This is a genomic window from Streptococcus sp. 5905 (assembly GCF_013276505.1).
Taxonomy (GTDB): Bacteria; Bacillota; Bacilli; order Lactobacillales; family Streptococcaceae; genus Streptococcus.
The window spans coordinates 182,588-202,586 of record NZ_VMLC01000003.1; the positions used below are offsets into that span (position 1 = coordinate 182,588).

Consider the following 19,999-nt stretch of genomic DNA (forward strand, 5'->3'; position numbering starts at 1 on the left):
TCCTCTTTTGTAAAATGCTAGCGCCGATAAGGGAGAAAAGGTTGTCTCCCTTATCAACTCGCCTATACGATGTCATCATAGATGACTATATCCAGTTTTAGGGGATGGTATACTGCACATCCCCTAAAAATCATTAGTTTACTTCTTCAACTGTTACCAAGTGAGATACTGCAGTGATCATACCACGGATAGCAGCGTTGTCTTCTTTGATAACAGAGCTGTTCAATTTGCCAAGTCCAAGTGCTACAACAGTTTTACGTTGTGATGGAATGCGTCCGATTGGAGACTTAGTCAAAGTAATTTTAATTTGAGCCATTTTATCCCCTTTCTTATGCCAAATCAGAAACTGAAATACCACGAAGGGCAGCAACTTCTTCAGCGCGTTTCAATTGTTTCAAACCTTCAACAGTTGCGCGAACAATGTTGATTGGAGTGTTAGAGCCAAGTGATTTAGATGTAATATCTGCCACACCTGCCAATTCCACAACGGCACGAACTGCACCACCAGCGGCAACTCCAGAACCTTCTACAGCAGGTTTCAACAATACTTTAGCTCCACCGAATTCTGAAAGAACTTCGTGAGGAATTGTTGTTCCAACCATAGGAACTTCAATCAAGTTTTTCTTAGCATCTTCTACTGCTTTACGGATTGCTTCTGGAACTTCTTGAGCTTTACCAGTACCAAATCCTACGCGACCATTGTGGTCACCAACAACAACAAGAGCTGCGAAACGAAGACGACGTCCACCTTTAACAACTTTTGTAACACGGTTGACAGCAACTACGCGTTCTTCTAATTCAACTGCATTGTCTTTAAATGCCATTTTCTAGTGTCCTCCTATTAGAATTTCAATCCGTTTTCACGAGCTGCATCAGCCAAAGCTTTCACACGTCCGTGATATAGATATCCACCGCGGTCGAACACCACTTCTGAAATACCTTTAGCGTTTGCACGTTCTGCAACGAGTTTACCGACAGCAACGGCTTGTTCAGTTTTAGTTCCTTTTGAAACTTCTTTGTCAAGAGTTGAAGCACTTGCGAGCGTTACACCCGCTACGTCATCAATCACTTGAGCGTAGATGCCTGTATTAGAACGGAATACGTTCAAACGTGGGCGATCAGCAGTTCCAGAGAGTTTTCCGCGAACGCGACGGTGGCGTTTTTGACGGAGTTTGTTTTTATCTGGTTTAGAAATCACAGTTTTCACCTCTTTAGTTTTAAATCGCGTGCTATGCACAAAGTTGGAAAATAGGTTGGTGGTTGAAAATCAACCACTCAACATTATTTACCTGTTTTACCTTCTTTAAGACGAACGTACTCTCCAACGTAACGAATACCTTTACCTTTGTAAGGTTCTGGTGAACGAAGGCTACGTACGTAAGCAGCTGTTTGACCAACCACTTCTTTTGAAATTCCGCTGATAACGATTGTCGTTGGGTTTGGAAGTTCAAAAGTAATTCCTTCTGGAGCTTCAACTTCATCTGGATGAGATTTACCAACAGCCAAAACAAGTTTTGATCCTTGAAGTTGTGCACGGTAACCAACCCCACGCATTTCAAGTTCTTTCTTGAATCCTTCTGATACACCAATTACCATGTTGTTCAAAAGGGCACGAGTAGTTCCGTGGATAGTTTTCATTTCTTTTGAATCGTTTGGACGGTGAAGAGTTACTTCAGTACCTTCCACACGGATTTCAATATCTTTTGAGAACTCACGAGTAAGCTCTCCCTTAGGTCCTTTTACAGTTACTACGTTGTCATTGTTAGTGAGTTCAACACCAGCAGGCAACACGATAACTTTATTACCAATACGTGACATGTTTATTTTCTCCTGTTAAATTGTCAGGCCATTACAGCCAGTTTTCACGGGGGGCATTCGGATTAGAGCAAACCTAGTTTCTTTCGAAAAGCTTTGACAAACTCCTGATATTCTGTCAATACATCAATAGCCGCAGGACTATAACCAATTTCACATAAAAGAGATACAAGGTCATCTTTTGACAATTCAGCCAAAGCGTCTTCTGCAACAATAAGTTTTTCATTCAATTCAGTAGCTTTCATCTTTTTCTCCTAAACTAATTTACTCTCTATTTAGCTGATCAGTAAATCAGCTAAATTGAACACACTCTAACGAGCTTTGTATCTTGATTTGAGTTCGAGCTAAGAATTTGGTGAAAAAGATAAGTTTGTCTTGGAGCATCGCTCCTGCTACAAACTTCCTATTTTCACTGCATTCTTTTAACGCTCTCACATCATCAATTACCAAACGTAAGCGATAACTTCTCCACCAACATTCTTTTGGCGTGCTTCTTTATCAGTAAGCAAACCTTCAGATGTTGAAAGGATAGCAATTCCAAGTCCGTTAAGAACTTTTGGAAGATCTTCACGTTTTTTGTAGACACGAAGTCCTGGTTTAGAAACACGTTTCAAGTTAGTGATAACTTTTTCACCGTTTGGTCCATATTTAAGGAATACACGGATGATGCCTTGTTTGTCATCTTCGATGATTTCAACGTTTTTTACAAAACCTTCGCGTTTAAGGATTTCAGCAATCCCTTTTTTGATGTTTGATGCAGGCACTTCAAGTACTTCGTGTTTTGCTTGGTTAGCGTTACGAATACGAGTTAGGAAGTCTGCGATTGGGTCAGTCATAACCATTTTTTATTCTCCTCTTACTAGTAGTTTGCAAGTCGCACTTGCTAGTTAATGATTGAGCTGGGCTCAGATAGTATTGACACATTCAAATGAGAGAACTCTTATTTGAACACGAGCTACAACCTGTGCAAAAAAGATAAATTTGTTTTGGAGCATCGCTCCTACACCAAATTTCCTATTTTTGCTGTGGTTGTTACGCTCTTTGTATCATGATATTACCAAGATGCTTTTGTTACACCAGGAATTTGTCCTTTGTAAGCTAATTCACGGAAGCAAACACGGCAAAGTTTAAATTTGCGGTAAACTGAATGTGGACGACCACATTTTTCACAACGAGTATAAGCTTGAGTAGAGAACTTCGCTGGACGTTTGTTCTTAGCAATCATTGATTTTTTAGCCATTAGATTTACCTCCTATATTATTTTGCAAAAGGCATTCCAAGGCCTGTAAGCAATGCACGTGACTCTTCGTCAGTGTTAGCAGTTGTTACGATAACGATGTCAAGACCACGAGTTTTGTCAACGTCATCAAAGTTGATTTCTGGGAAGATCAATTGTTCTTTCACACCAAGTGTGTAGTTTCCGCGTCCATCAAATGATTTTGTTGGAACACCGTGGAAGTCACGTACACGTGGAAGTGAAACTGAAACCAATTTGTCCAAGAATTCGTACATACGTTCACCACGAAGGGTAACTTTTGCACCAATCGCTACACCTTCACGAAGACGGAAGCCGGCGATTGATTTTTTAGCTTTAGTGATAAGTGGTTTTTGACCTGAGATAAGTGCCAATTCTTCAGCAGCTTTTTCGAGGCTTTTAGCGTTTGATACAGCTTCACCAACACCCATGTTCAAAACGATCTTATCTACTTTAGGCACAGCCATCACTGATGAGTAGTTGAATTGTTCTGTCAAAGCAGGAACTACTTCATTAAGATATTTTTCTTTTAAACGATTTGCCATTATACTTCTCCTTTCCTTCGTGATTAATCAAGCACTTCGCCTGATTTTTTGTTGTAGCGAACTTTTTTACCGTCTACAAATTTGTAACCAACACGACCAGCAACACCATTTTTGTCCAAAACTTGAACGTTTGATACGTGGATAGCTGCTTCTTTCTCGATGATACCACCTTGAGGAAGCTCGTTAGTTGGACGTTGGTGTTTCTTAACGATGTTAACACCTTCAACGATAACTTTGTTTACTTTTGGAAGGGCAGTAAGGACAACAGCTTCTGTTCCCTTATCTTTACCAGCGATTACGCGAACTTTGTCGCCTTTTTTTACAAACATTAGGTTTCTCCTTGATTTTTCTTACGCCCATAAGGGCACCCTAGCTTGAAGCTAGGGGACTAGTTTGTTTGTTTTTGCTCTGCGAAAATCAAAGCAATCCTTCGTCAGTTTCAACTCAGCTAACTTAAGTTATGCTTTCGTCTTACTTCCTAGACTTGTTTTAATTTTCTTTGAGCAACCAATTAAAGTACTTCTGGAGCAAGTGACACGATCTTCATGAAGCCACCTTCACGCAATTCACGTGCAACTGGGCCAAAGATACGTGTTCCGCGAGGAGTTTTGTCTTCACGGATGATAACTGCTGCGTTTTCGTCAAATTTGATGTATGAACCATCAGCACGACGAGCACCTGATTTAGTACGAACGATAACAGCTTTTACAACGTCACCTTTTTTAACCGCACCACCAGGAGTAGCTTGTTTTACAGATGCCACAATGACATCACCGATGTTCGCAAATTTACGTTTAGAACCACCAAGAACTTTGATAGTCAAGATTTCGCGTGCACCGCTGTTGTCTGCGACTTTCAAACGAGTTTCTGTTTGAATCATTTCAGTTTTCTCCTTTCAGGCTTGATTAGATGATGACCGCTTCTTCAACAACTTCTACAAGACGGAAACGTTTTGTAGCTGAAAGCGGGCGAGTTTCCATGATACGTACGATATCGCCTTCTTTGGCAACATTGTTTTCATCATGTGCTTTGTATTTTTTAGAGTAGTTAATACGTTTACCATAGACTGGGTGGTTACGTTTTGTTTCAACTACAACTGTGATTGTCTTGTCCATTTTGTCAGATACAACACGTCCAACAAGAACTTTACGATTATTGCGTTCCATTGAAATTTCTCCTTCCCTAGTCTATTATTTCGCTTCAGATTGAACTGTTTTGATACGAGCGATTTGTTTTTTAACTTCTTTCAAGCGAGCTGTTTGTTCCAATTGACCAGTAGCAGCTTGGAAACGAAGTTCAAACAATTCTTTTTTCAATTCGTTTTCGCGCTTCGCGAGTTCTTCTTGAGAAAGACCACGAAGTTCTTTAACAAATTCTTTTACTTCATTAAGTTTCATGCCTTCTCCTTATTCTGCTTCACGTTTTACGAATTTACATTTAACTGGCAATTTGTGGCTAGCAAGACGAAGCGCTTCGCGAGCGATCTCTTCAGATACACCAGCAACTTCAAACATCACTTTACCACGTTTAACTGGTGCTACCCAACCTTCAGGTGCCCCTTTACCAGATCCCATACGCACACCGATAGCTTTAGCAGTGTATGATTTGTGTGGGAAGATTTTAATCCAAACTTTACCACCACGTTTCATGTAACGAGTCATGGCGATACGAGCAGCTTCGATTTGGCGGTTAGTGATCCAGTGGCTAGTTGTAGCTTGAAGACCGTATTCACCGAATGCTACTTCTTTTCCACCTTTTGCTTCACCGCGCATTTTTCCACGGAATTCACGACGGTGTTTAACACGTTTAGGTACTAACATTGGTTATTTACCTCCTTTAGTGTTTTTACGAGCTGGAAGAACTTCACCACGGTAGATCCATACTTTAACACCAAGTTTACCGTATGTAGTATCTGCTTCTTCCCAAGCGTAATCGATATCTGCACGAAGTGTGTGAAGTGGAACAGTTCCTTCAGAGTATCCTTCAGCACGGGCGATATCTGCACCGTTCAAACGACCTGATACTTGAGTTTTGATTCCTTTAGCTCCAGCACGCATTGCACGTTGGATTGCTTGTTTTTGTGCACGACGGAAAGCGACACGTTGCTCCAATTGACGAGCAATTCCTTCACCTACAAGGTGAGCATCCAAATCAGGTTGTTTGATTTCGATGATGTTGATGTGTACTTGTTTTCCAGTCAATTTGTTAAGTTTTGCACGGAGTGCATCAACGTTAGCGCCACCTTTACCGATAACCATACCTGGTTTAGCAGTGTGAAGTGAAACGTTAACTTTGTTTACTGCGCGTTCAATTTCGATAGTTGAAACTGCTGCGTCAGCAAGTTCTTTTTGAACGAATTTACGGATTGCAAGATCTTCATGAAGGTAATCCGCGTATTCTTTTTCAGCATACCATTTGGCATCCCAATCACGGATGATGCCGACACGCATACCAATTGGATGTACTTTTTGACCCACGATGTTACCTCCTTATTTTTCTGCAACAGCTACAGTGATGTGAGCTGTACGTTTGTTGATTGGTGAAGCTGAACCTTTCGCACGTGGACGGAAACGTTTCATAGTTGGTCCTTCGTTTGCGAATGCTTCAGATACTACCAAGTTAGCTTTGTCCAAACCAAAGTTGTTTTCAGCGTTAGCTACAGCTGAGTTCAAAACTTTCAAGATGATTTCAGCAGCTTTGTTTGGTGTGAATGTCAAGATTGCAATAGCATCGGCTACGCTTTTACCACGGATGTTGTCAAGAACAAGACGTGATTTACGAGGTGAAACACGTACTGTACGAGCCATTGCTTTAGCTGAAGTAATTTCTGCCATTTATGTTCTCCTTATTTTCTACGTGTTTTCTTGTCGTCTGCAGCGTGACCTTTGTAAGTACGAGTTGGTGCAAATTCACCAAGTTTGTGACCTACCATGTCTTCTTGGATGTAAACAGGTACGTGTTTACGTCCGTCATAAACTGCGATAGTGTAACCAATGAAACTTGGGAAGATCGTTGAACGACGTGACCAAGTTTTGATAACTTTTTTCTTTTCGTCGTTAGCTTGAGCTTCAACTTTTTTCATCAAATGCTCATCGACGAAAGGTCCTTTTTTAAGACTGCGTCCCATTTTTATATTTTCTCCTTTAAATGTTGTACCACAGCGGCTTGCGCTCACATGGAGCGCTACCGAGCTGGCGGATTATCTAGCGCTTATGCGACTAGTTTTAAATTATTTCTCGTTGCGACGACGAACGATAAGTTTGTCAGATTTCGCTTTCTTGTTACGAGTTTTAAGACCAAGAGCAGGTTTGCCCCATGGAGTAGATGGCGCTTTACGACCAACTGGTGCTTTACCTTCACCACCACCGTGTGGGTGATCGTTAGGGTTCATTACAGAACCACGAACTGTTGGGCGGATACCTTTCCAACGGCTACGTCCTGCTTTACCAAGGTTCACAAGTCCATGTTGCTCGTTTCCGACAACACCAACTGTTGCACGACAAGTTCCAAGAATCATACGTACTTCGCCAGATTGAAGACGAACAAGAACGTATTTACCTTCTTGACCCAATACTTGAGCAGAAGCTCCAGCAGCACGTACCAATTCTCCACCACGACCTGGTTTCAACTCGATGTTGTGGATCAAAGTACCAACTGGGATGTTAGCAAGTGGAAGTGCGTTTCCGACTTTGATATCTGCTTCTGGACCTGAAACGATACGTTGACCAACTTCAAGACCTTTTGGAGCGATGATGTATGCTTTCACACCGTCAGTGTAGTGTACAAGAGCGATGTTTGCAGAACGGTTTGGATCGTACTCGATTGTTTTAACAACAGCTTCAACGTTGTCTTTGTTACGTTTGAAGTCAACCAAACGGTAGAAACGTTTGTGTCCACCACCTTGGTGACGAACTGTGATACGACCGTTGTTGTTACGACCAGCCTTGCTCTTCAAAGCAACAAGCAATGATTTTTCAGGAGTGCTTGTTGTGATTTCAGCGAAATCCAAAGAAGTCATATTACGGCGACCGTTTGTTGTTGGTTTATAAACACGAATTCCCACGATATTTCCTCCTTAGATTATTCAGCTTCAGCAGCAAACAACTCGATTGCTTTTGAATCAGCTGTAAGTGTGATGATAGCTTTTTTAGTTTTGTTAGTAAAACCAGTGTAACGTCCAACACGTTTTGCTTTAGGTTTTACGTTGATTGTGTTAACGTTGGCAACTTTAACACCTTCGAAAGCAGCTTCAACAGCTTGCTTGATCAAAAGTTTGTGTGCACGAGTGTCAACTTCAAATACATATTTTCCTGCTCCAAGTTGAGCCATTGAGCTTTCAGTGATGACAGGTTTTTTGATAACATCATACAAATTCATTATGCAAGAACCTCCTCGATTTTAGAGATAGCTGCTTGTGTGACAAGAAGTTTGTCGCTATTTGCGATGTCAAGAACACTTGCAGTTGTAGCAGTTGCAACTTTCACATTTGGAAGGTTACGAGCTGAAAGAGCTGCGAATTCATTTCCTTCTTCAAGGATAACAAGAACTTTTGAATCGATGCTCAATGCTGCAAGAACTTTTGCAAATTCAGCAGTTTTTGGAGCTGTAAATGAAAGAGCGTCTACAGCTACGAATTTGTTTTCAGCAACTTTTTCAGAGTAAACTGATTTAAGAGCTAGGCGACGAACTTTTTGTGGAAGTTTGTAGCCATATGAACGTGGAGTTGGTCCGAAGACAACACCACCACCACGCCATTGTGGTGAGCGGATAGAACCTTGACGAGCACGTCCAGTTCCTTTTTGACGCCATGGTTTGCGTCCACCACCTGATACTGCAGAGCGGTTTTTAACAGCGTGTGTTCCTTGACGAAGGCTTGCGCGTTGGCTGATGATCACATCAAACACAACTGATTCATTTGGTTCGATACCAAATACTGCATCGTTAAGAACAACTTGGCCAGCTTCTTTACCAGTTTGGTCAAATAATGTTACGTTTGCCATTGTGACTGATTTCCCCTTTCTTTATTATTTACCAGCTTTAACTGCTGATTTGATAGTGATAAGAGATTTCTTAGCACCTGGTACGTTACCTTTGATAAGGATAACGTTCTTTTCTGGAACAACTTGTACAACTTCAAGGTTTTGAATTGTTACGCGGTCGCCACCCATACGTCCTGCAAGGTTTTTACCTTTGAATACGCGGTTAGGTGCAACAGGTCCCATAGAACCTGGACGACGGTGGTAACGAGAACCGTGAGCCATTGGTCCACGTGATTGTCCGTGACGTTTAATAACACCTTGGAAACCTTTACCTTTAGAAGTACCAGTTACGTCAACAACGTCTCCAGCTGCGAATGTTTCAACTGTGATTTCAGCACCAACTTCCAAGCCTTCAACGTTTTTGAATTCACGAATGAAGCGCTTAGGAGCCGTGTTAGCTTTCGCTACATGTCCTTTAGCAGGTTTGTTGCTCAATACTTCGCGTTTGTCATCGAAACCAACTTGGATAGCGTTGTATCCGTCTGTTTCAACAGTTTTAACTTGAAGAACAACGTTTGGAGTTGCTTCAATAACTGTTACAGGGATCAATTCGCCAGCTTCAGTGAAGATTTGAGTCATTCCCACTTTTTTCCCTAAGATTCCTTTTGTCATGAGAAAATAGTTCCTTTTCTATATTTTTTATTCAAAAAGTTTTTAACGAGCGTTTTTTATGCTCAAGGTTTCAAACTTTGGATTAAAGCTTGATTTCTACGTTTACACCACTTGGAAGATCCAATTTCATCAAAGCATCAACTGTTTTTTGAGTTGGGTTAACGATATCGATCAAACGTTTGTGTGTACGCATTTCAAATTGTTCGCGAGAGTCTTTGTATTTGTGAGTCGCACGAATGATTGTGTAGAGGCTACGCTCAGTTGGAAGTGGGATTGGACCCGCAACTTGTGCACCTGTACGAGTAGCTGATTCTACGATTTTTGCAGCCGCTGTGTCAAGCGTACGGTGTTCGTAAGCTTTCAAACGGATACGGATTTTTTTGTTTGCCATCTTTTTCTCCTTTTCGTCTATTTAAGATAATAGGCTAGCTCCACAAGAAAACCGACGCGCGTTGCGTGGCAATGCAACCGAGCGTGTCGCAACCTCTTGCATCAAAGCTAAGGCTGTAATTTACAGCACCATAATAGAATAACACAAAGCCCCTGCGATTGCAAGGGATTTGTGAGCTTTTTTTCGTTTTTTTAGGATGAAACTGTTTTCCTTTTTCATCTTTCCAAAATTACGGATTTATATCTATAAAAAACCGTCTTTTCGTGTGTCATTTTGACCTTGAATGTATCTTCTGATTGATCTACTAAAATGTCCGCTTTAGACTCGGTTTCTCTATAGTATCGCAGATATTGCTCCCGTCTCATCTGATGGCTAGCCAATATAAAGGAAGCATCGCGATTTCTCATAGTCGTATCTCTAGCTAGACGCCTCTTTAATTCTGTTTCTTCATCCGTGTAAAAACAGATGGTTTTATCAAAGAGTTCCTTGGGTAGAAAGCCCACAGACATCCCTTCAACAATCAGAATTGGTTTTGAGCCAGTTAAGACTTCGCTTGGCTTCCAAGGTTCATCAATCGTCAAGATGTCCATGCCAGCCTTTAAGGCGAGAATATCTCTCTGTAAACTTGCCAGTTCATGTGCCACTGGCAGACAAGCTGTCACCTTTTGATTTGGTGCTTGCTTTGGTACTACCAGGTGACGTTCTGAAGTGATATAGGGATCTGTTTCTAGTAAATTTACTGTAGTAGAATCTAAAGCTTGGTACAATTCCTGTGCAAAGGTTGATTTACCTGAAGCCCCATGACCGCAGATCCCTAGCGTCCTAATTCTTCCCGTTTCGATCTCTGAAACCAGTTGTTCTATCAGGTCTTTTTTCTTCATTCTCTCTTCACCTGCTCATAGCTTTCTTTTCCGTCATTAAGCTTGTCCCAAATCACTACTTGCCCACTTTTGAGGGATTTTTGCACATCGATAATTCGTTGATTGGACGAACCTCGAAACTGGAGCATGAGATTGCGCTTGCTTTTATCATACCGTCCATCGACAAGGATGTCAATCAATGATAAGAGTTCCAGTTTATCTGGAGTCTCCAGCATCATTTCTTCCCAAGTGTAGCCCGTCCAGGACCAGATGTCTTTGTCTGGCAATTCCTTTCGAATGCGTTTAACGAGTGGTAAGAGAATGCCTGTATTAAGAAAAGGTTCTCCTCCCAGCAAGGTCAATCCTTGAACATAAGGTTGGGCGAGATCTTCCATGATCTGTTCTTCTAATTCTGCTGTATAGGGAATGCCTGCGTTGAATGACCAAGTCGCAACATTATAGCACCCCTCGCAGTGAAACATGCAACCTGATACATAGAGAGAGTTGCGCACACCTTCTCCATCGACAAAGTTAAAGGCCTTATAATCAATGATCCGTCCTTTACTAAGTTCCTCACTTTTCCATTCACCTGGTTTTGGTGTATTCCATGTCATGCTGTCTACTCCAAGTCTATCCAGTAACGTTCTACGCCATTGCGAACATCTTCAAACACCCCGCCATTTGATACAATCACCGCTCTACTAACAGAGTTTCCCACACTACAGGTCACAAGTGCTTTTTTGATGTTCTTTTCCTTGGCAACTTGCAGACCTTGTCTGAGGGCTTCTTTGGCATAACCTTTACCTCTTTCAGAGGGGCGGATGGAATAGCCGATATGGCCAGCATAATTCAGTAAACCCTCATTCAGTCTCAATCGCAGATTCAAAAATCCTAGAGCACGACCTACATCATCAAATGATACAAATTGAATAGAAGGAACACGATTTTCAGGCAAGTTTATTCCCATCTCTTTTTGCATATTTATTTCCAACCACTCTTCATACACAAAGTTCTCTGTATCCCAGAAACCACCATCATGAGGTGACTGTACTTGTTCAAACTCCGCAATCATCTCTAAAATCGCGTCTTTATCTTCCAAAGTTGGTCGTCGTAATTCCATAAACTCTCCTCAATCTATATCAATCCAGTAACGCTCCGTTCCGTTTCGAACATCCTCCAACTCCCCTCCATTAGCTAAGATAACAGCTCGGCTTGCTGGATTTTCTGTGCTACAAGTCACTAAAGCTCGTTTAATATTCTTTCCCTTAGCAACTTGTAGACCTTGTCGGAGGGATTCTTTCGCATAACCCTTACCTCTTTCAGATGGACGAATGGAGTAGCCAATATGGCCCCCATTTTCTAGTAAGTAGTCATTTAATCGGAGACGAAGGTTGAGAAAGCCAAGAGCCTGGCCTGCTACGTCAAAACTAACCAGCTGGATAGCAGGAACCCAGTTTTCAGGAATATTGAGTCCCGCTTCCGCTTGAAGATTTTCTTCTAGCCACTCTTCATAAACAAAATTGTTGGCGTTCCAAAACCCACCATCGTGGGCTGATTGAGTCTGTTCAAACTCTGCCACCATCTCTAAAATCGCTTCTTTATCTGCCAATATCGGTCTGCGTAGTTCCATATTCCCCTCCCACCTAAGAGAAAAGCGAGAGCGGACTCTCACTTTTATTTTTTCTTGTTCTTGTTTAAAAACTGTTCTCTGAGGTTGAGCAAGCGTTCTTTTTTACCTGTTCCACCTTTCGAGTGTTTCTCGTGATAACGGGTCACTTGTGCGCGTCCCTTATCGTCTAATTGGTATTTCCCCATTCCACTTCCTTCTAATTTGTTACTTCATGTCCGGCTGTTTTAATGGTTGAACCGTTCATGTGTTTGACACGCGCAGCGATTTCCTTGTGGCGTCCGTTAACCATCGGACGCGCTTGAGGATTTCCCAGATAACCACACGTACGTTTGACCACATCTACTGTTTTAGGGTCGCTATTGCCACAGTTGGGACAAGCAAATCCTCGCTCAGTTGGTTCAAAATCCCCCTCAAAGTCACACTTGTAGCAACGATCAATCGGAGTATTGGTCCCTAGATAGCCGACACGGTCATAGGCATAGTCCCAAACAGCTTCCAAGGCTTTAGGATTTTGTTGAAGAACTGGATACTCACAATAATGAATGAAACCACCTGACGCACCTGCTTCTGGGTAAACTTTCTCAAAGTCTAATTTTTCAAACGGTGTTGGATTTTTACGAACATCGTAGTGGAAAGAGTTGGTGTAGTATTCCTTGTCCGTGATGTCCGGAATAGAGCCGAACTTCTCTGTATCCAAGCGACAGAAGCGGTCTGTCAGACTTTCAGACGGTGTAGAGTAGATAGAGAAATGGTAACCATATTGGTCAGACCACTCTTCCACACGACGTTTCATATCGCGAATGATATCCAATGTGAATTCCTTGGCTTCAGGATTGCTTTCCCAGCTGTTTCCAAAGAAGACTGTCGCTACCTCGTACAAACCGATGTAGCCCAGCGAAACTGTCGCACGGCGATTCTTAAAGAGTTGGTCAACACTTTCTTCTTTTCCGAGACGGCGACCGAAGGCTCCGTACTGATAGAGGATAGGGGCATTCGCTGGTGTTGCTTCCTTAGTTCTTTCCACACGGTAAACCAAGGCATCTTCCGCGATATTCATCCGCTCATTGAAGATTTCCCAAAACTTATTCAGATCTCCTTCAGACTCGAGGGCAATGCGAGGCAGATTGACCGTCACAACACCTAGATTCATCCGACCTGAATTGACCTCGACACCATTTTCATCCTTCCATCCTTGAAGGAAAGAACGGCATCCCATAGGAACCTTGAAAGAACCAGTCAGTTCGATAATCTTATCATAGGACAAGACATCTGGGTACATCCGCTTGGTTGCACACTCGAGGGCCAACTGTTTGATGTCGTAGTTAGGTGAACCTTCCTCTAAGTTGAGTCCTCTTTTCAGCGTAAAGATGAGTTTAGGGAAGATAGCTGTACGGTGTTCTGAACCAAGACCCTTGATACGAATGGTCAAGATAGCTTTTTGAATTTCACGCTCAAAACGATTGGTTCCTAGACCGAAACCTAGCGAAGTAAAAGGTGTTTGTCCATTTGAAGTGAAGAGAGTGTTGATTTCATACTCGAGAGATTGCATGGCATCGTAGATATCTTTCTGCGTTTTCTTCCATGCGTAATCTTCCCGTTTCTCAGGCAAGACCCACTCTTCTGCATCCTTGAGATGTTTTTGGTAATTCTTCTCCGCATACGGAGCCAAGACTTCATCGATACGGTCAGCTGAGCAACCCCCGTACTGGCTAGAAGCAACGTTGGCGATGATTTGTGAAATTTGAGCTGTCGCAGTCTGGATAGACTTGGGACTCTCTACCTCCGCATTTCCAATCTTAAAACCATTTTCCAGCATGCCTTTAAAATCAATCAAACAGCAGTTGGTCATCGGAGTGTAGGGGCTGTAATCCAAGTCATGATAGTGGATATCCCCTTTTTGGTGAGCATTGGCTACGTGCTTAGGAAGCATTTGCAGTCCGATTGATTTCCCCACAATCCCTGCCGTCAAATCACGCTGGGTATTAAAGACATCACTGTCTTTATTGGCATTTTCATTGACAACTGCCTGATCTTTATTGAGAAGTTTATGAATGCTAAAGTTGATATCTGTCGCTTTTGAGCGCTCAAAATCCCTTTGTGTCCGATAAGTGATATACTCCTCAGCTAGCGCATATTCTTTGGCTTCAAGGAGTTCATGTTCTACGATATTTTGAATCTCGTAAATCTTGACACCTTGAGGGAAACGACTGTGAATTTCCGCAACAATACGCTCAAGCAGCCCATTTAGACGTTTTTCGACCAAGGGTGTCACATCCATGACTTTGTCAGCCGCCTTGTGGAGAGCTTTGTCAATCTTGTCTATATCAAACACTACACGTCTACCATCTCGTTTTTCAACGAACAAAGTGGGAACGGTTGCAAGGTTTTCTTCTAATACAATCATATCCAGGCTCTTTTCTATTTTTCTTCTTAAGTGATATTATACCACTCTAAAAAGAAAAATCAATATCTTGTGTTAAAAATTATAAAATTTTTAAAAATACACAAGATATTGATTTGTTATTTAGATTTATAAAGCCTGAATTCCTTACTATCCGTCTGAACAAGCTCGTATTTTTCGCTAAGTAGGCTCTCTACATCCGACCACAAGGCAACCTTTTGGTTGACCAAAATCATCTTCGGTTGATTTTCTTTCAAGTCATTGACTAGTTTCGTTTTATTCTCGTCGCTTGCAGTATAGAGTGTTGGTGTTACTAGAGAGCTTGGCGCCAAGCGTTCACTTGCGCGGTAGAAATCTGGCCGATTATCCCAAGCATAGACACGATCCTCAGAACTCGTTTGCTGTTTGACCAAGCTAGCAAGCTGCTCGCGTTCCTGATAAGTACTTGGATGCGAAATATAGCGACTCAAAACAGGTAGGAAAAGTAAATAGACTATCGCAACTAATGGTAGATAGAAATTTCCCTTGAGGTAGCGACCAAAGAGTGATGAAGAGCGAACTCTTCGTCTACTACGACTGATACGATCAGGGCTTCCTTCTTTGATGTTGGTTAACAATAACAATGTCAGAAAGGGCAAAATTGCTGCCAAACGTGAGCCATGCAAAGGTTCCTTTGAAAGAATTAATAAAGCAAGAGTTACCAGTAAACCTAAAATAGCGCCTATTGAGACAGCAGATTGTTTGGCTGGTTTAGATTGAAACAATCCTGAAAAGATCAATGTCAGAATCCCAATACCGATGGATAGCAAACCATAGAAAGCAGCATTCTCCATAAGATTGGCATTTGAAAATAGATTAAGCGTATCTATTGGATACAAAGTATGGCTAATCGCATCACCAAAAGTTCCTGTTAAGACTGTATAATAGCCAATTGGATAAAAAAGGATAGAAAATCCTAGAGCTGATGCGAAAAATTGATACAAACCATGAGCAAATTTACGCTTGGCAATATTAAATCCAAACAAACTCAAGGCAAGTGTGGTTGCAAACAAGGCTGTGGGAATAGGTGATAGGAAGAAAGCTAATGCTAAACTCATCCCAACTCGCAAGAAACCTTTATCATTACTTGGATCATCCAGATAGTCAGCCACTAGGCTAAAACTATAAAATAGAAAAGGCAAGGCCACAGCCACTGCATAGCTACCACCAAATCCCAGACTGCCTACAAGCAAATAGAAAACCAACAAAAGCTGTCTAGCCTGCTCTCCCTGACCGGTCAAGGTATCTGCGGATTTAAATAGAAAAACACCAGCTCCGAACAAGGCCAACCACTCCACCAAAGCAAAAAGAATACTCCCTTGAGAGAGATAGATTAGTACGTAATAAAGCAGTCCATTTGAGCCATAATAATCCGTGTAAATCTGCCCACTCTGATGTAGTGCCCAACCAGTATAAAGATCTTGCATCTGTTGAGGACTCACCAAACCAAAGATCAGAGGCAACATGACAGAAACAGCTGTAGCAACTAGACTCCAAATCACCATACTAAAAAATGGAAGCGGAGTTCGTTTCTTCTTACCTCGCTCCAGTCCAAATTCAGACTCTTGATCCAGTCGTTCCCGATACTGGTATCGAAATTCTTCTAGCTGTTCGTCTTTTTCCTCGTATACGTTCATTCAATTTCTCCTAGTAAGTTTATCTGTTTTAGTATATCAAAATCTTACAGGAATGTCAGCTAAGGATTGATATTTCCTTAACTTCTTATCTAGCTCAGCATAGCGTTCAATCTCTCGAAAACGGTGTAAACTGCTTGTTTGGAACTCTAGGATAAAATCATATTCTTTTTGATTTAGCATTTTCATCCTCCTGCTTATCTATTCGCAAAAAGACAAAAATAAGATCCAGCCTTGGGCTAGATCTTGGTGAATAGTTAGAGCATGGGCGCAAACAACTGAACAATTTCCTTGATCAGGCTTTGATACCAGCTTGTTTTGATGGTGTGAGGATAGATTTCTTGAGAAACTTTAAAAATCTCTTTGAAGTCCCTCTCAATATCGATGATAGACTGCGTTTTATAAAGCAAAACGCCATTTTCATAGTGGTGGAGCAAGCTCCGATAGTCAAAATTGATGGTTCCCACAGTAGCCACCTCTCCATCGACAAGCATTTGCTTGCTATGAAGAAATCCTGGACTGTACTCGTAAATGCGAACACCTGCAGATAGCAAGTCTGGATAGGCTCCCCGAGTAACCAATTGGATAATCTCCTTATCTGGGATATATGGCGTCACAATTCGCACATCTACCCCTCTCAGAGCTGCATTTTTGATACTTTCAGTTAGATCATAGTCGGTAATCAGATAAGGGGTCGTGATATAGACATAGTCTGTAGCTTGATTGATAAGGTTTTGATAGACCGTTTTTCCAACTTGGGCTCGGTAGATAGGCTTTGGCCCACTACTGTAAGGAATACAAAGCCCCATCCCATCTCTAGGTTGATTTTCGAGATGGTATTGGTCAAAATCGCTAATTTCCCCACGATTGATATACCAAGTTGATAAAAAGAGTCTAGTAAAAGCCTTGACTGCTGGTCCATCCAGACGAATACCGCTATCCTTCCAATAGCCAAAGCGTTCGATATGGTTGATATACTCATCTGCCAGATTAACACCACCTGTATAGGCGATCTGCCCATCGATAATCATGATTTTACGGTGATCACGGTTGTTATAAGCAACAGTCAAACGTGGAATCACCTTGTTAAATTTGTGAGCTTCAATCCCTCGGCTACGAAGCTGGATGGTGTAATCTCCAGGCAAGGTTGCCATACAACCAATATCATCATAGAGGAGTTTGACTTCTACTCCTTGAGCTGCCTTTTCTTCCAAAATTTTCAAAATACTATTCCACATCAAACCTTCTTCGATGATATAGTATTCGAGAAAGATAAATTTCTCGGCTTTTTTGAGATCCTCTAGCATCTGGCGCCACATGCTTTCCCCTGAAGGGAAAAAATGGGTATCCGTTCGATTATAGACATCTGCATTCGTATCCATGCTGAGGAGGGATTTGATGACACCGTAAGCCGACTTATCCTCTTCCTTTAACTCCAAACGGAGGGCTCTGCTATTGTCCTCTCGGTCAACCATTGATTGGAGTTGCTTTAGCTGTTTCATTTCTTTTTTAGATAAACGGCGTTCTCCAAACATGATATAGAGCAAGGGACCAAATACTGGCACAAAGGCTACTAACAGCCATGTCACCTTGCTTTCAGGATTCATGGACCGATTGACAATTGATACAATGGTCGCTAAGCTCACTAAAATGACAAGGATAATCCAGAGAATCGGAGCCATCTGTCCTAGATAGAGAAATAAACCAAAGACGATAAACAACTCTGCCAACATAATGGTAATACTAAAACCATACTTGGACATGAGTAGCTGCATTTTTCTAGCTGTCATACATCCCCTTCCTTTTCTAACATCTCCCTAATTGCTTGCTAAACTAATATTTCTACTAGTATACCTCAGTTCAGGGGTAGATGGCAACCGTTTACCTTTTTATATTTTTAACTAGGATATTAAGGGACTTAAAAAGAACTACCAAAATGATAGTTCTTTCCAGCATTATTTAGCTTCTTTTCACTTTACGAATTAGAAGAGTTCTTTGTAGAGAGCAATGGTTTCTTCTAAAGTTGGCATAAATGGATTTCCAGGTGCACAGGCATCAATCAAGGCATTCTTAGAAAGATAGTCAAAGTCAAAGTCTTTTTCTTGGATACCGAGTTCAGTGAGTTTCTTCGGAATACCTACTGTTTCAGACAGTTTCTCAATTTCAGCAATAGCATAGGTAGCACATTCTTGGTCTGTTTTCCCTTCAACATGAAGTCCCAAGGCCTTGGCTACATTGCGGAAAGCTTCTGGTACACGTTTGGCATTTTCACGTTCTACAACTGGGAGAAGCATGGCACAGCAGACACCATGCGGCAAGTTATATACCGCACCGAGTTGGTGAGCCATGGAATGAACATAGCCCAAACCAGCATTGTTAAAGCTCATGCCACCGAGGAAGATGGCATTGACCATCGCCTCACGCGCTTCAATATCTTGTCCGTTAGCCACAGCACGAGGAAGATACTCCTTGATGAGTTCAATGGCTCCGATAGAGAGTTTCTTAGTCACATTATAAGCACCTAGTGTTACTAAGGCCTCGACAGCGTGAGTAAGAGCATCCATGCCTGTCGCTGCTGTCAATCCTTTCGGTTTTGAAAGCATGAGTTCTGGATCATTGACAGAGATAAGGGCAAGGCTATTCTTATCTACCATTACCATCTTGACCTTGCGTTCTTCGTCAGTAATGACATAGTTAATGGTGATTTCTGCTGAAGTTCCAGCTGTTGTATTGATCGCAACCACTGGTAAGCCTTTTTCAGCAGACTTGTGAAGTCCTTCGTAGTCCTGTGGTTTGCCACCATTTGTCGCAATGATAGAGATACAACTAGCCGCATCCTGAGGAGACCCACCCCCAAGACTGATGATAAAGTCACATCCATGCTCTTTCAGGGCAGCCACTCCGTCTGTGACGTTCTTGCAAGTCGGATTTGGCTCCACATCGCTAAAGATCACATATTCGATCCCTTCAGCATCTAATGGTTTTAGGACCTTAGGTAAAATATCACTTCCTTCGATGAACTTGTCTGTCACCAAAAGGGCCTTCTTATACCCCAGTTCCTTGATATACGGACCTACTTCATTTACAACACCTTTACCGATAAGGTTAACTGATGGAACGTAAAATGTAGCCATATGCTTTTCCTCCTGCGCCTCTGCGCTATTGATTATTCACTATAAGTATACGACCTTATAAGAAGTTTTACAAATATTTGTAAGCGTTTTAAGTAAAAAGTTAGTAAAGAACCGCCAGCCATTTTTTCAAGAAAAAAGCTCCAAAAAGATATCTTTCATCTCATTGGAACTTTTACTTAATCATTATTGCTTCGTTAAGACTACTCGGTCAGATGTCTCTCGGTCCATGTCATCGATAATCATTTGATTACCATTAACCGCGTAAATTTTAACATCATCTCCGATAATGACACGTTGATTTTCTGGCTCAAAGGTGACTTGCTTGATTTCCTTATCTCCATCTGGTTCGACCTCAGTCCATGTACCAGTTTTACCTGTTACAACTAGAGTGATCTGGTCATTCTCATCTTTTCCAGTATAGGTACCATCGATGTTCGTAGGTTGAGCTACAGTAGTGTCCTGACTTGAGGACGCCTGTGGTTGGCTGGCACTTGTAGCAGAACTAGAAGATGACTCTTGTTGAGTAGATGGTTGTTGAGCAGATTGCTGGGTAGGTGCTTGTGTCTTAGATCCACAAGCTGCTAAAAGACTAAGAATTGCTAGGGAAGCAATAGAAAGTGTGAATGTTTTCGTTTTCATAGCGA

Annotated in this window: 32 protein-coding genes; all 32 read right to left on the reverse strand. The window is 41.8% G+C overall.

Annotated elements, in window-relative coordinates; genetic code table 11:
* Positions 1 to 133: 133 nt before the first annotated feature.
* Positions 134 to 316, reverse strand: a complete 183-nt coding sequence (rpmD, locus tag HT680_RS06490; RefSeq protein ID WP_000057241.1) for a 50S ribosomal protein L30 — start codon at positions 314 to 316, stop codon at positions 134 to 136.
* Between the two features lie 13 nt (positions 317 to 329).
* Positions 330 to 824 (reverse strand): 30S ribosomal protein S5, encoded by a 495-nt coding sequence (gene rpsE, locus HT680_RS06495; RefSeq protein WP_000874204.1) that lies wholly within the window; start codon positions 822 to 824, stop codon positions 330 to 332.
* Between the two features lie 17 nt (positions 825 to 841).
* The gene (gene rplR / locus HT680_RS06500) at positions 842 to 1,198 is read right to left on the reverse strand and encodes a 50S ribosomal protein L18 (protein ID WP_000624044.1); all 357 of its coding nucleotides are present in this window, start codon (positions 1,196 to 1,198) and stop codon (positions 842 to 844) included.
* Positions 1,199 to 1,281: 83 nt separating this feature from the next.
* Positions 1,282 to 1,818: a 50S ribosomal protein L6 gene (rplF, locus tag HT680_RS06505; RefSeq protein ID WP_173259123.1), complete on the reverse strand. Its 537-nt coding sequence runs from the start codon at positions 1,816 to 1,818 to the stop codon at positions 1,282 to 1,284.
* Between the two features lie 62 nt (positions 1,819 to 1,880).
* Positions 1,881 to 2,060, reverse strand: coding sequence for a hypothetical protein (locus HT680_RS06510; protein WP_000648250.1), 180 nt, complete (start codon positions 2,058 to 2,060; stop codon positions 1,881 to 1,883).
* Between the two features lie 198 nt (positions 2,061 to 2,258).
* Positions 2,259 to 2,657 carry a 30S ribosomal protein S8 gene (gene rpsH / locus HT680_RS06515; RefSeq protein ID WP_000245504.1) on the reverse strand — a complete coding sequence of 133 codons (399 nt, stop codon included), beginning with the start codon at positions 2,655 to 2,657 and terminating at the stop codon, positions 2,259 to 2,261.
* Between the two features lie 212 nt (positions 2,658 to 2,869).
* Positions 2,870 to 3,055, reverse strand: coding sequence for a type Z 30S ribosomal protein S14 (locus HT680_RS06520; protein WP_001085697.1), 186 nt, complete (start codon positions 3,053 to 3,055; stop codon positions 2,870 to 2,872).
* A 17-nt stretch (positions 3,056 to 3,072) separates the two neighbouring features.
* Complete coding sequence (gene rplE, locus HT680_RS06525; RefSeq protein ID WP_000013542.1) at positions 3,073 to 3,615, reverse strand: 50S ribosomal protein L5; 543 nt, start codon at positions 3,613 to 3,615, stop codon at positions 3,073 to 3,075.
* A 23-nt stretch (positions 3,616 to 3,638) separates the two neighbouring features.
* Complete coding sequence (gene rplX / locus HT680_RS06530; protein WP_000497691.1) at positions 3,639 to 3,944, reverse strand: 50S ribosomal protein L24; 306 nt, start codon at positions 3,942 to 3,944, stop codon at positions 3,639 to 3,641.
* Positions 3,945 to 4,126: 182 nt separating this feature from the next.
* Complete coding sequence (rplN, locus tag HT680_RS06535) at positions 4,127 to 4,495, reverse strand: 50S ribosomal protein L14 (RefSeq protein ID WP_000616548.1); 369 nt, start codon at positions 4,493 to 4,495, stop codon at positions 4,127 to 4,129.
* A 25-nt stretch (positions 4,496 to 4,520) separates the two neighbouring features.
* The gene (rpsQ, locus tag HT680_RS06540; RefSeq protein WP_000440801.1) at positions 4,521 to 4,781 is read right to left on the reverse strand and encodes a 30S ribosomal protein S17; all 261 of its coding nucleotides are present in this window, start codon (positions 4,779 to 4,781) and stop codon (positions 4,521 to 4,523) included.
* Positions 4,782 to 4,805: 24 nt separating this feature from the next.
* A complete protein-coding gene (gene rpmC, locus HT680_RS06545) occupies positions 4,806 to 5,012 on the reverse strand; it encodes a 50S ribosomal protein L29 (protein WP_000772918.1) in 207 nt (68 codons plus the stop codon).
* A gap of 9 nt (positions 5,013 to 5,021) precedes the next feature.
* Positions 5,022 to 5,435: a 50S ribosomal protein L16 gene (rplP, locus tag HT680_RS06550; RefSeq protein WP_000960948.1), complete on the reverse strand. Its 414-nt coding sequence runs from the start codon at positions 5,433 to 5,435 to the stop codon at positions 5,022 to 5,024.
* 3 nt (positions 5,436 to 5,438) lie between these two features.
* Positions 5,439 to 6,092, reverse strand: a complete 654-nt coding sequence (gene rpsC, locus HT680_RS06555; RefSeq protein WP_000529936.1) for a 30S ribosomal protein S3 — start codon at positions 6,090 to 6,092, stop codon at positions 5,439 to 5,441.
* A 12-nt stretch (positions 6,093 to 6,104) separates the two neighbouring features.
* Positions 6,105 to 6,449: a 50S ribosomal protein L22 gene (rplV, locus tag HT680_RS06560; RefSeq protein WP_000818137.1), complete on the reverse strand. Its 345-nt coding sequence runs from the start codon at positions 6,447 to 6,449 to the stop codon at positions 6,105 to 6,107.
* An 11-nt stretch (positions 6,450 to 6,460) separates the two neighbouring features.
* Entirely contained in the window at positions 6,461 to 6,742 is a 282-nt protein-coding gene (gene rpsS / locus HT680_RS06565; RefSeq protein ID WP_000533766.1) for a 30S ribosomal protein S19, read from the reverse strand.
* A 102-nt stretch (positions 6,743 to 6,844) separates the two neighbouring features.
* On the reverse strand, positions 6,845 to 7,678 hold the full coding sequence (rplB, locus tag HT680_RS06570) for a 50S ribosomal protein L2 (RefSeq protein WP_000512910.1): 834 nt from the start codon (positions 7,676 to 7,678) through the stop codon (positions 6,845 to 6,847).
* A gap of 17 nt (positions 7,679 to 7,695) precedes the next feature.
* Positions 7,696 to 7,992, reverse strand: a complete 297-nt coding sequence (locus HT680_RS06575; protein ID WP_173259125.1) for a 50S ribosomal protein L23 — start codon at positions 7,990 to 7,992, stop codon at positions 7,696 to 7,698.
* Positions 7,992 to 8,615 carry a 50S ribosomal protein L4 gene (rplD, locus tag HT680_RS06580; protein ID WP_000024537.1) on the reverse strand — a complete coding sequence of 208 codons (624 nt, stop codon included), beginning with the start codon at positions 8,613 to 8,615 and terminating at the stop codon, positions 7,992 to 7,994. The genes HT680_RS06575 and rplD overlap by 1 nt, the downstream gene beginning before the upstream one ends.
* A 24-nt stretch (positions 8,616 to 8,639) precedes the next feature.
* The gene (rplC, locus tag HT680_RS06585; protein WP_000160197.1) at positions 8,640 to 9,266 is read right to left on the reverse strand and encodes a 50S ribosomal protein L3; all 627 of its coding nucleotides are present in this window, start codon (positions 9,264 to 9,266) and stop codon (positions 8,640 to 8,642) included.
* An 82-nt stretch (positions 9,267 to 9,348) separates the two neighbouring features.
* Positions 9,349 to 9,657 carry a 30S ribosomal protein S10 gene (gene rpsJ, locus HT680_RS06590; RefSeq protein WP_001284513.1) on the reverse strand — a complete coding sequence of 103 codons (309 nt, stop codon included), beginning with the start codon at positions 9,655 to 9,657 and terminating at the stop codon, positions 9,349 to 9,351.
* Positions 9,658 to 9,872: 215 nt separating this feature from the next.
* Positions 9,873 to 10,538, reverse strand: a complete 666-nt coding sequence (locus HT680_RS06595) for a phosphoribulokinase (protein WP_000725969.1) — start codon at positions 10,536 to 10,538, stop codon at positions 9,873 to 9,875.
* A complete protein-coding gene (gene nrdG / locus HT680_RS06600) occupies positions 10,535 to 11,131 on the reverse strand; it encodes an anaerobic ribonucleoside-triphosphate reductase activating protein (protein ID WP_000220159.1) in 597 nt (198 codons plus the stop codon). The genes HT680_RS06595 and nrdG overlap by 4 nt, the downstream gene beginning before the upstream one ends.
* Before the next feature lie 5 nt (positions 11,132 to 11,136).
* On the reverse strand, positions 11,137 to 11,637 hold the full coding sequence (locus HT680_RS06605) for a GNAT family N-acetyltransferase (protein WP_000423436.1): 501 nt from the start codon (positions 11,635 to 11,637) through the stop codon (positions 11,137 to 11,139).
* A 9-nt stretch (positions 11,638 to 11,646) separates the two neighbouring features.
* A complete protein-coding gene (locus tag HT680_RS06610; RefSeq protein WP_000423389.1) occupies positions 11,647 to 12,147 on the reverse strand; it encodes a GNAT family N-acetyltransferase in 501 nt (166 codons plus the stop codon).
* A gap of 44 nt (positions 12,148 to 12,191) precedes the next feature.
* Entirely contained in the window at positions 12,192 to 12,332 is a 141-nt protein-coding gene (locus HT680_RS06615; protein ID WP_000521625.1) for a hypothetical protein, read from the reverse strand.
* A gap of 11 nt (positions 12,333 to 12,343) precedes the next feature.
* Entirely contained in the window at positions 12,344 to 14,551 is a 2,208-nt protein-coding gene (nrdD, locus tag HT680_RS06620) for an anaerobic ribonucleoside-triphosphate reductase (RefSeq protein WP_173259128.1), read from the reverse strand.
* Positions 14,552 to 14,667: 116 nt separating this feature from the next.
* Positions 14,668 to 16,224 carry a damage-inducible protein CinA gene (locus HT680_RS06625; protein ID WP_173259130.1) on the reverse strand — a complete coding sequence of 519 codons (1,557 nt, stop codon included), beginning with the start codon at positions 16,222 to 16,224 and terminating at the stop codon, positions 14,668 to 14,670.
* Between the two features lie 36 nt (positions 16,225 to 16,260).
* A complete protein-coding gene (locus tag HT680_RS06630; protein ID WP_000934190.1) occupies positions 16,261 to 16,404 on the reverse strand; it encodes a hypothetical protein in 144 nt (47 codons plus the stop codon).
* A gap of 74 nt (positions 16,405 to 16,478) precedes the next feature.
* Positions 16,479 to 18,011 (reverse strand): cardiolipin synthase, encoded by a 1,533-nt coding sequence (cls, locus tag HT680_RS06635; protein WP_173259132.1) that lies wholly within the window; start codon positions 18,009 to 18,011, stop codon positions 16,479 to 16,481.
* Between the two features lie 192 nt (positions 18,012 to 18,203).
* Complete coding sequence (locus HT680_RS06640) at positions 18,204 to 19,355, reverse strand: iron-containing alcohol dehydrogenase (RefSeq protein WP_173259134.1); 1,152 nt, start codon at positions 19,353 to 19,355, stop codon at positions 18,204 to 18,206.
* A 183-nt stretch (positions 19,356 to 19,538) separates the two neighbouring features.
* Positions 19,539 to 19,994, reverse strand: a complete 456-nt coding sequence (locus tag HT680_RS06645) for an SP_0198 family lipoprotein (protein ID WP_173259136.1) — start codon at positions 19,992 to 19,994, stop codon at positions 19,539 to 19,541.
* Positions 19,995 to 19,999: the final 5 nt, after the last annotated feature.

Bases quoted from the DNA above. Each gene is read 5' to 3' on its own strand.
- rplX (WP_000497691.1), bottom strand. From the start codon at position 3,944: ATGTTTGTAAAAAAAGGCGACAAAGTTCGCGTAATCGCTGGTAAAGAT.
- rpmD (WP_000057241.1), bottom strand. From the start codon at position 316: ATGGCTCAAATTAAAATTACTTTGACTAAGTCTCCAATCGGACGCATT.
- rpsJ (WP_001284513.1), bottom strand. From the start codon at position 9,657: ATGGCAAACAAAAAAATCCGTATCCGTTTGAAAGCTTACGAACACCGT.
- rplF (WP_173259123.1), bottom strand. From the start codon at position 1,818: ATGTCACGTATTGGTAATAAAGTTATCGTGTTGCCTGCTGGTGTTGAA.
- HT680_RS06520 (WP_001085697.1), bottom strand. From the start codon at position 3,055: ATGGCTAAAAAATCAATGATTGCTAAGAACAAACGTCCAGCGAAGTTC.
- HT680_RS06605 (WP_000423436.1), bottom strand. From the start codon at position 11,637: ATGGAATTACGACGACCAACTTTGGAAGATAAAGACGCGATTTTAGAG.
- rplV (WP_000818137.1), bottom strand. From the start codon at position 6,449: ATGGCAGAAATTACTTCAGCTAAAGCAATGGCTCGTACAGTACGTGTT.
- HT680_RS06625 (WP_173259130.1), bottom strand. From the start codon at position 16,224: ATGAACGTATACGAGGAAAAAGACGAACAGCTAGAAGAATTTCGATAC.
- rpsS (WP_000533766.1), bottom strand. From the start codon at position 6,742: ATGGGACGCAGTCTTAAAAAAGGACCTTTCGTCGATGAGCATTTGATG.
- rpmC (WP_000772918.1), bottom strand. From the start codon at position 5,012: ATGAAACTTAATGAAGTAAAAGAATTTGTTAAAGAACTTCGTGGTCTT.
- rplN (WP_000616548.1), bottom strand. From the start codon at position 4,495: ATGATTCAAACAGAAACTCGTTTGAAAGTCGCAGACAACAGCGGTGCA.
- rplD (WP_000024537.1), bottom strand. From the start codon at position 8,615: ATGGCAAACGTAACATTATTTGACCAAACTGGTAAAGAAGCTGGCCAA.
- HT680_RS06595 (WP_000725969.1), bottom strand. From the start codon at position 10,538: ATGAAGAAAAAAGACCTGATAGAACAACTGGTTTCAGAGATCGAAACG.
- HT680_RS06640 (WP_173259134.1), bottom strand. From the start codon at position 19,355: ATGGCTACATTTTACGTTCCATCAGTTAACCTTATCGGTAAAGGTGTT.
- HT680_RS06630 (WP_000934190.1), bottom strand. From the start codon at position 16,404: ATGCTAAATCAAAAAGAATATGATTTTATCCTAGAGTTCCAAACAAGC.
- nrdG (WP_000220159.1), bottom strand. From the start codon at position 11,131: ATGACATGGAATACACCAAAACCAGGTGAATGGAAAAGTGAGGAACTT.
- HT680_RS06610 (WP_000423389.1), bottom strand. From the start codon at position 12,147: ATGGAACTACGCAGACCGATATTGGCAGATAAAGAAGCGATTTTAGAG.
- HT680_RS06615 (WP_000521625.1), bottom strand. From the start codon at position 12,332: ATGGGGAAATACCAATTAGACGATAAGGGACGCGCACAAGTGACCCGT.
- rplP (WP_000960948.1), bottom strand. From the start codon at position 5,435: ATGTTAGTACCTAAACGTGTTAAACACCGTCGTGAATTCCGTGGAAAA.
- rplC (WP_000160197.1), bottom strand. From the start codon at position 9,266: ATGACAAAAGGAATCTTAGGGAAAAAAGTGGGAATGACTCAAATCTTC.
- nrdD (WP_173259128.1), bottom strand. From the start codon at position 14,551: ATGATTGTATTAGAAGAAAACCTTGCAACCGTTCCCACTTTGTTCGTT.
- HT680_RS06575 (WP_173259125.1), bottom strand. From the start codon at position 7,992: ATGAATTTGTATGATGTTATCAAAAAACCTGTCATCACTGAAAGCTCA.
- cls (WP_173259132.1), bottom strand. From the start codon at position 18,011: ATGACAGCTAGAAAAATGCAGCTACTCATGTCCAAGTATGGTTTTAGT.
- rpsQ (WP_000440801.1), bottom strand. From the start codon at position 4,781: ATGGAACGCAATAATCGTAAAGTTCTTGTTGGACGTGTTGTATCTGAC.
- rpsH (WP_000245504.1), bottom strand. From the start codon at position 2,657: ATGGTTATGACTGACCCAATCGCAGACTTCCTAACTCGTATTCGTAAC.
- HT680_RS06645 (WP_173259136.1), bottom strand. From the start codon at position 19,994: ATGAAAACGAAAACATTCACACTTTCTATTGCTTCCCTAGCAATTCTT.
- rpsE (WP_000874204.1), bottom strand. From the start codon at position 824: ATGGCATTTAAAGACAATGCAGTTGAATTAGAAGAACGCGTAGTTGCT.
- HT680_RS06510 (WP_000648250.1), bottom strand. From the start codon at position 2,060: ATGAAAGCTACTGAATTGAATGAAAAACTTATTGTTGCAGAAGACGCT.
- rplE (WP_000013542.1), bottom strand. From the start codon at position 3,615: ATGGCAAATCGTTTAAAAGAAAAATATCTTAATGAAGTAGTTCCTGCT.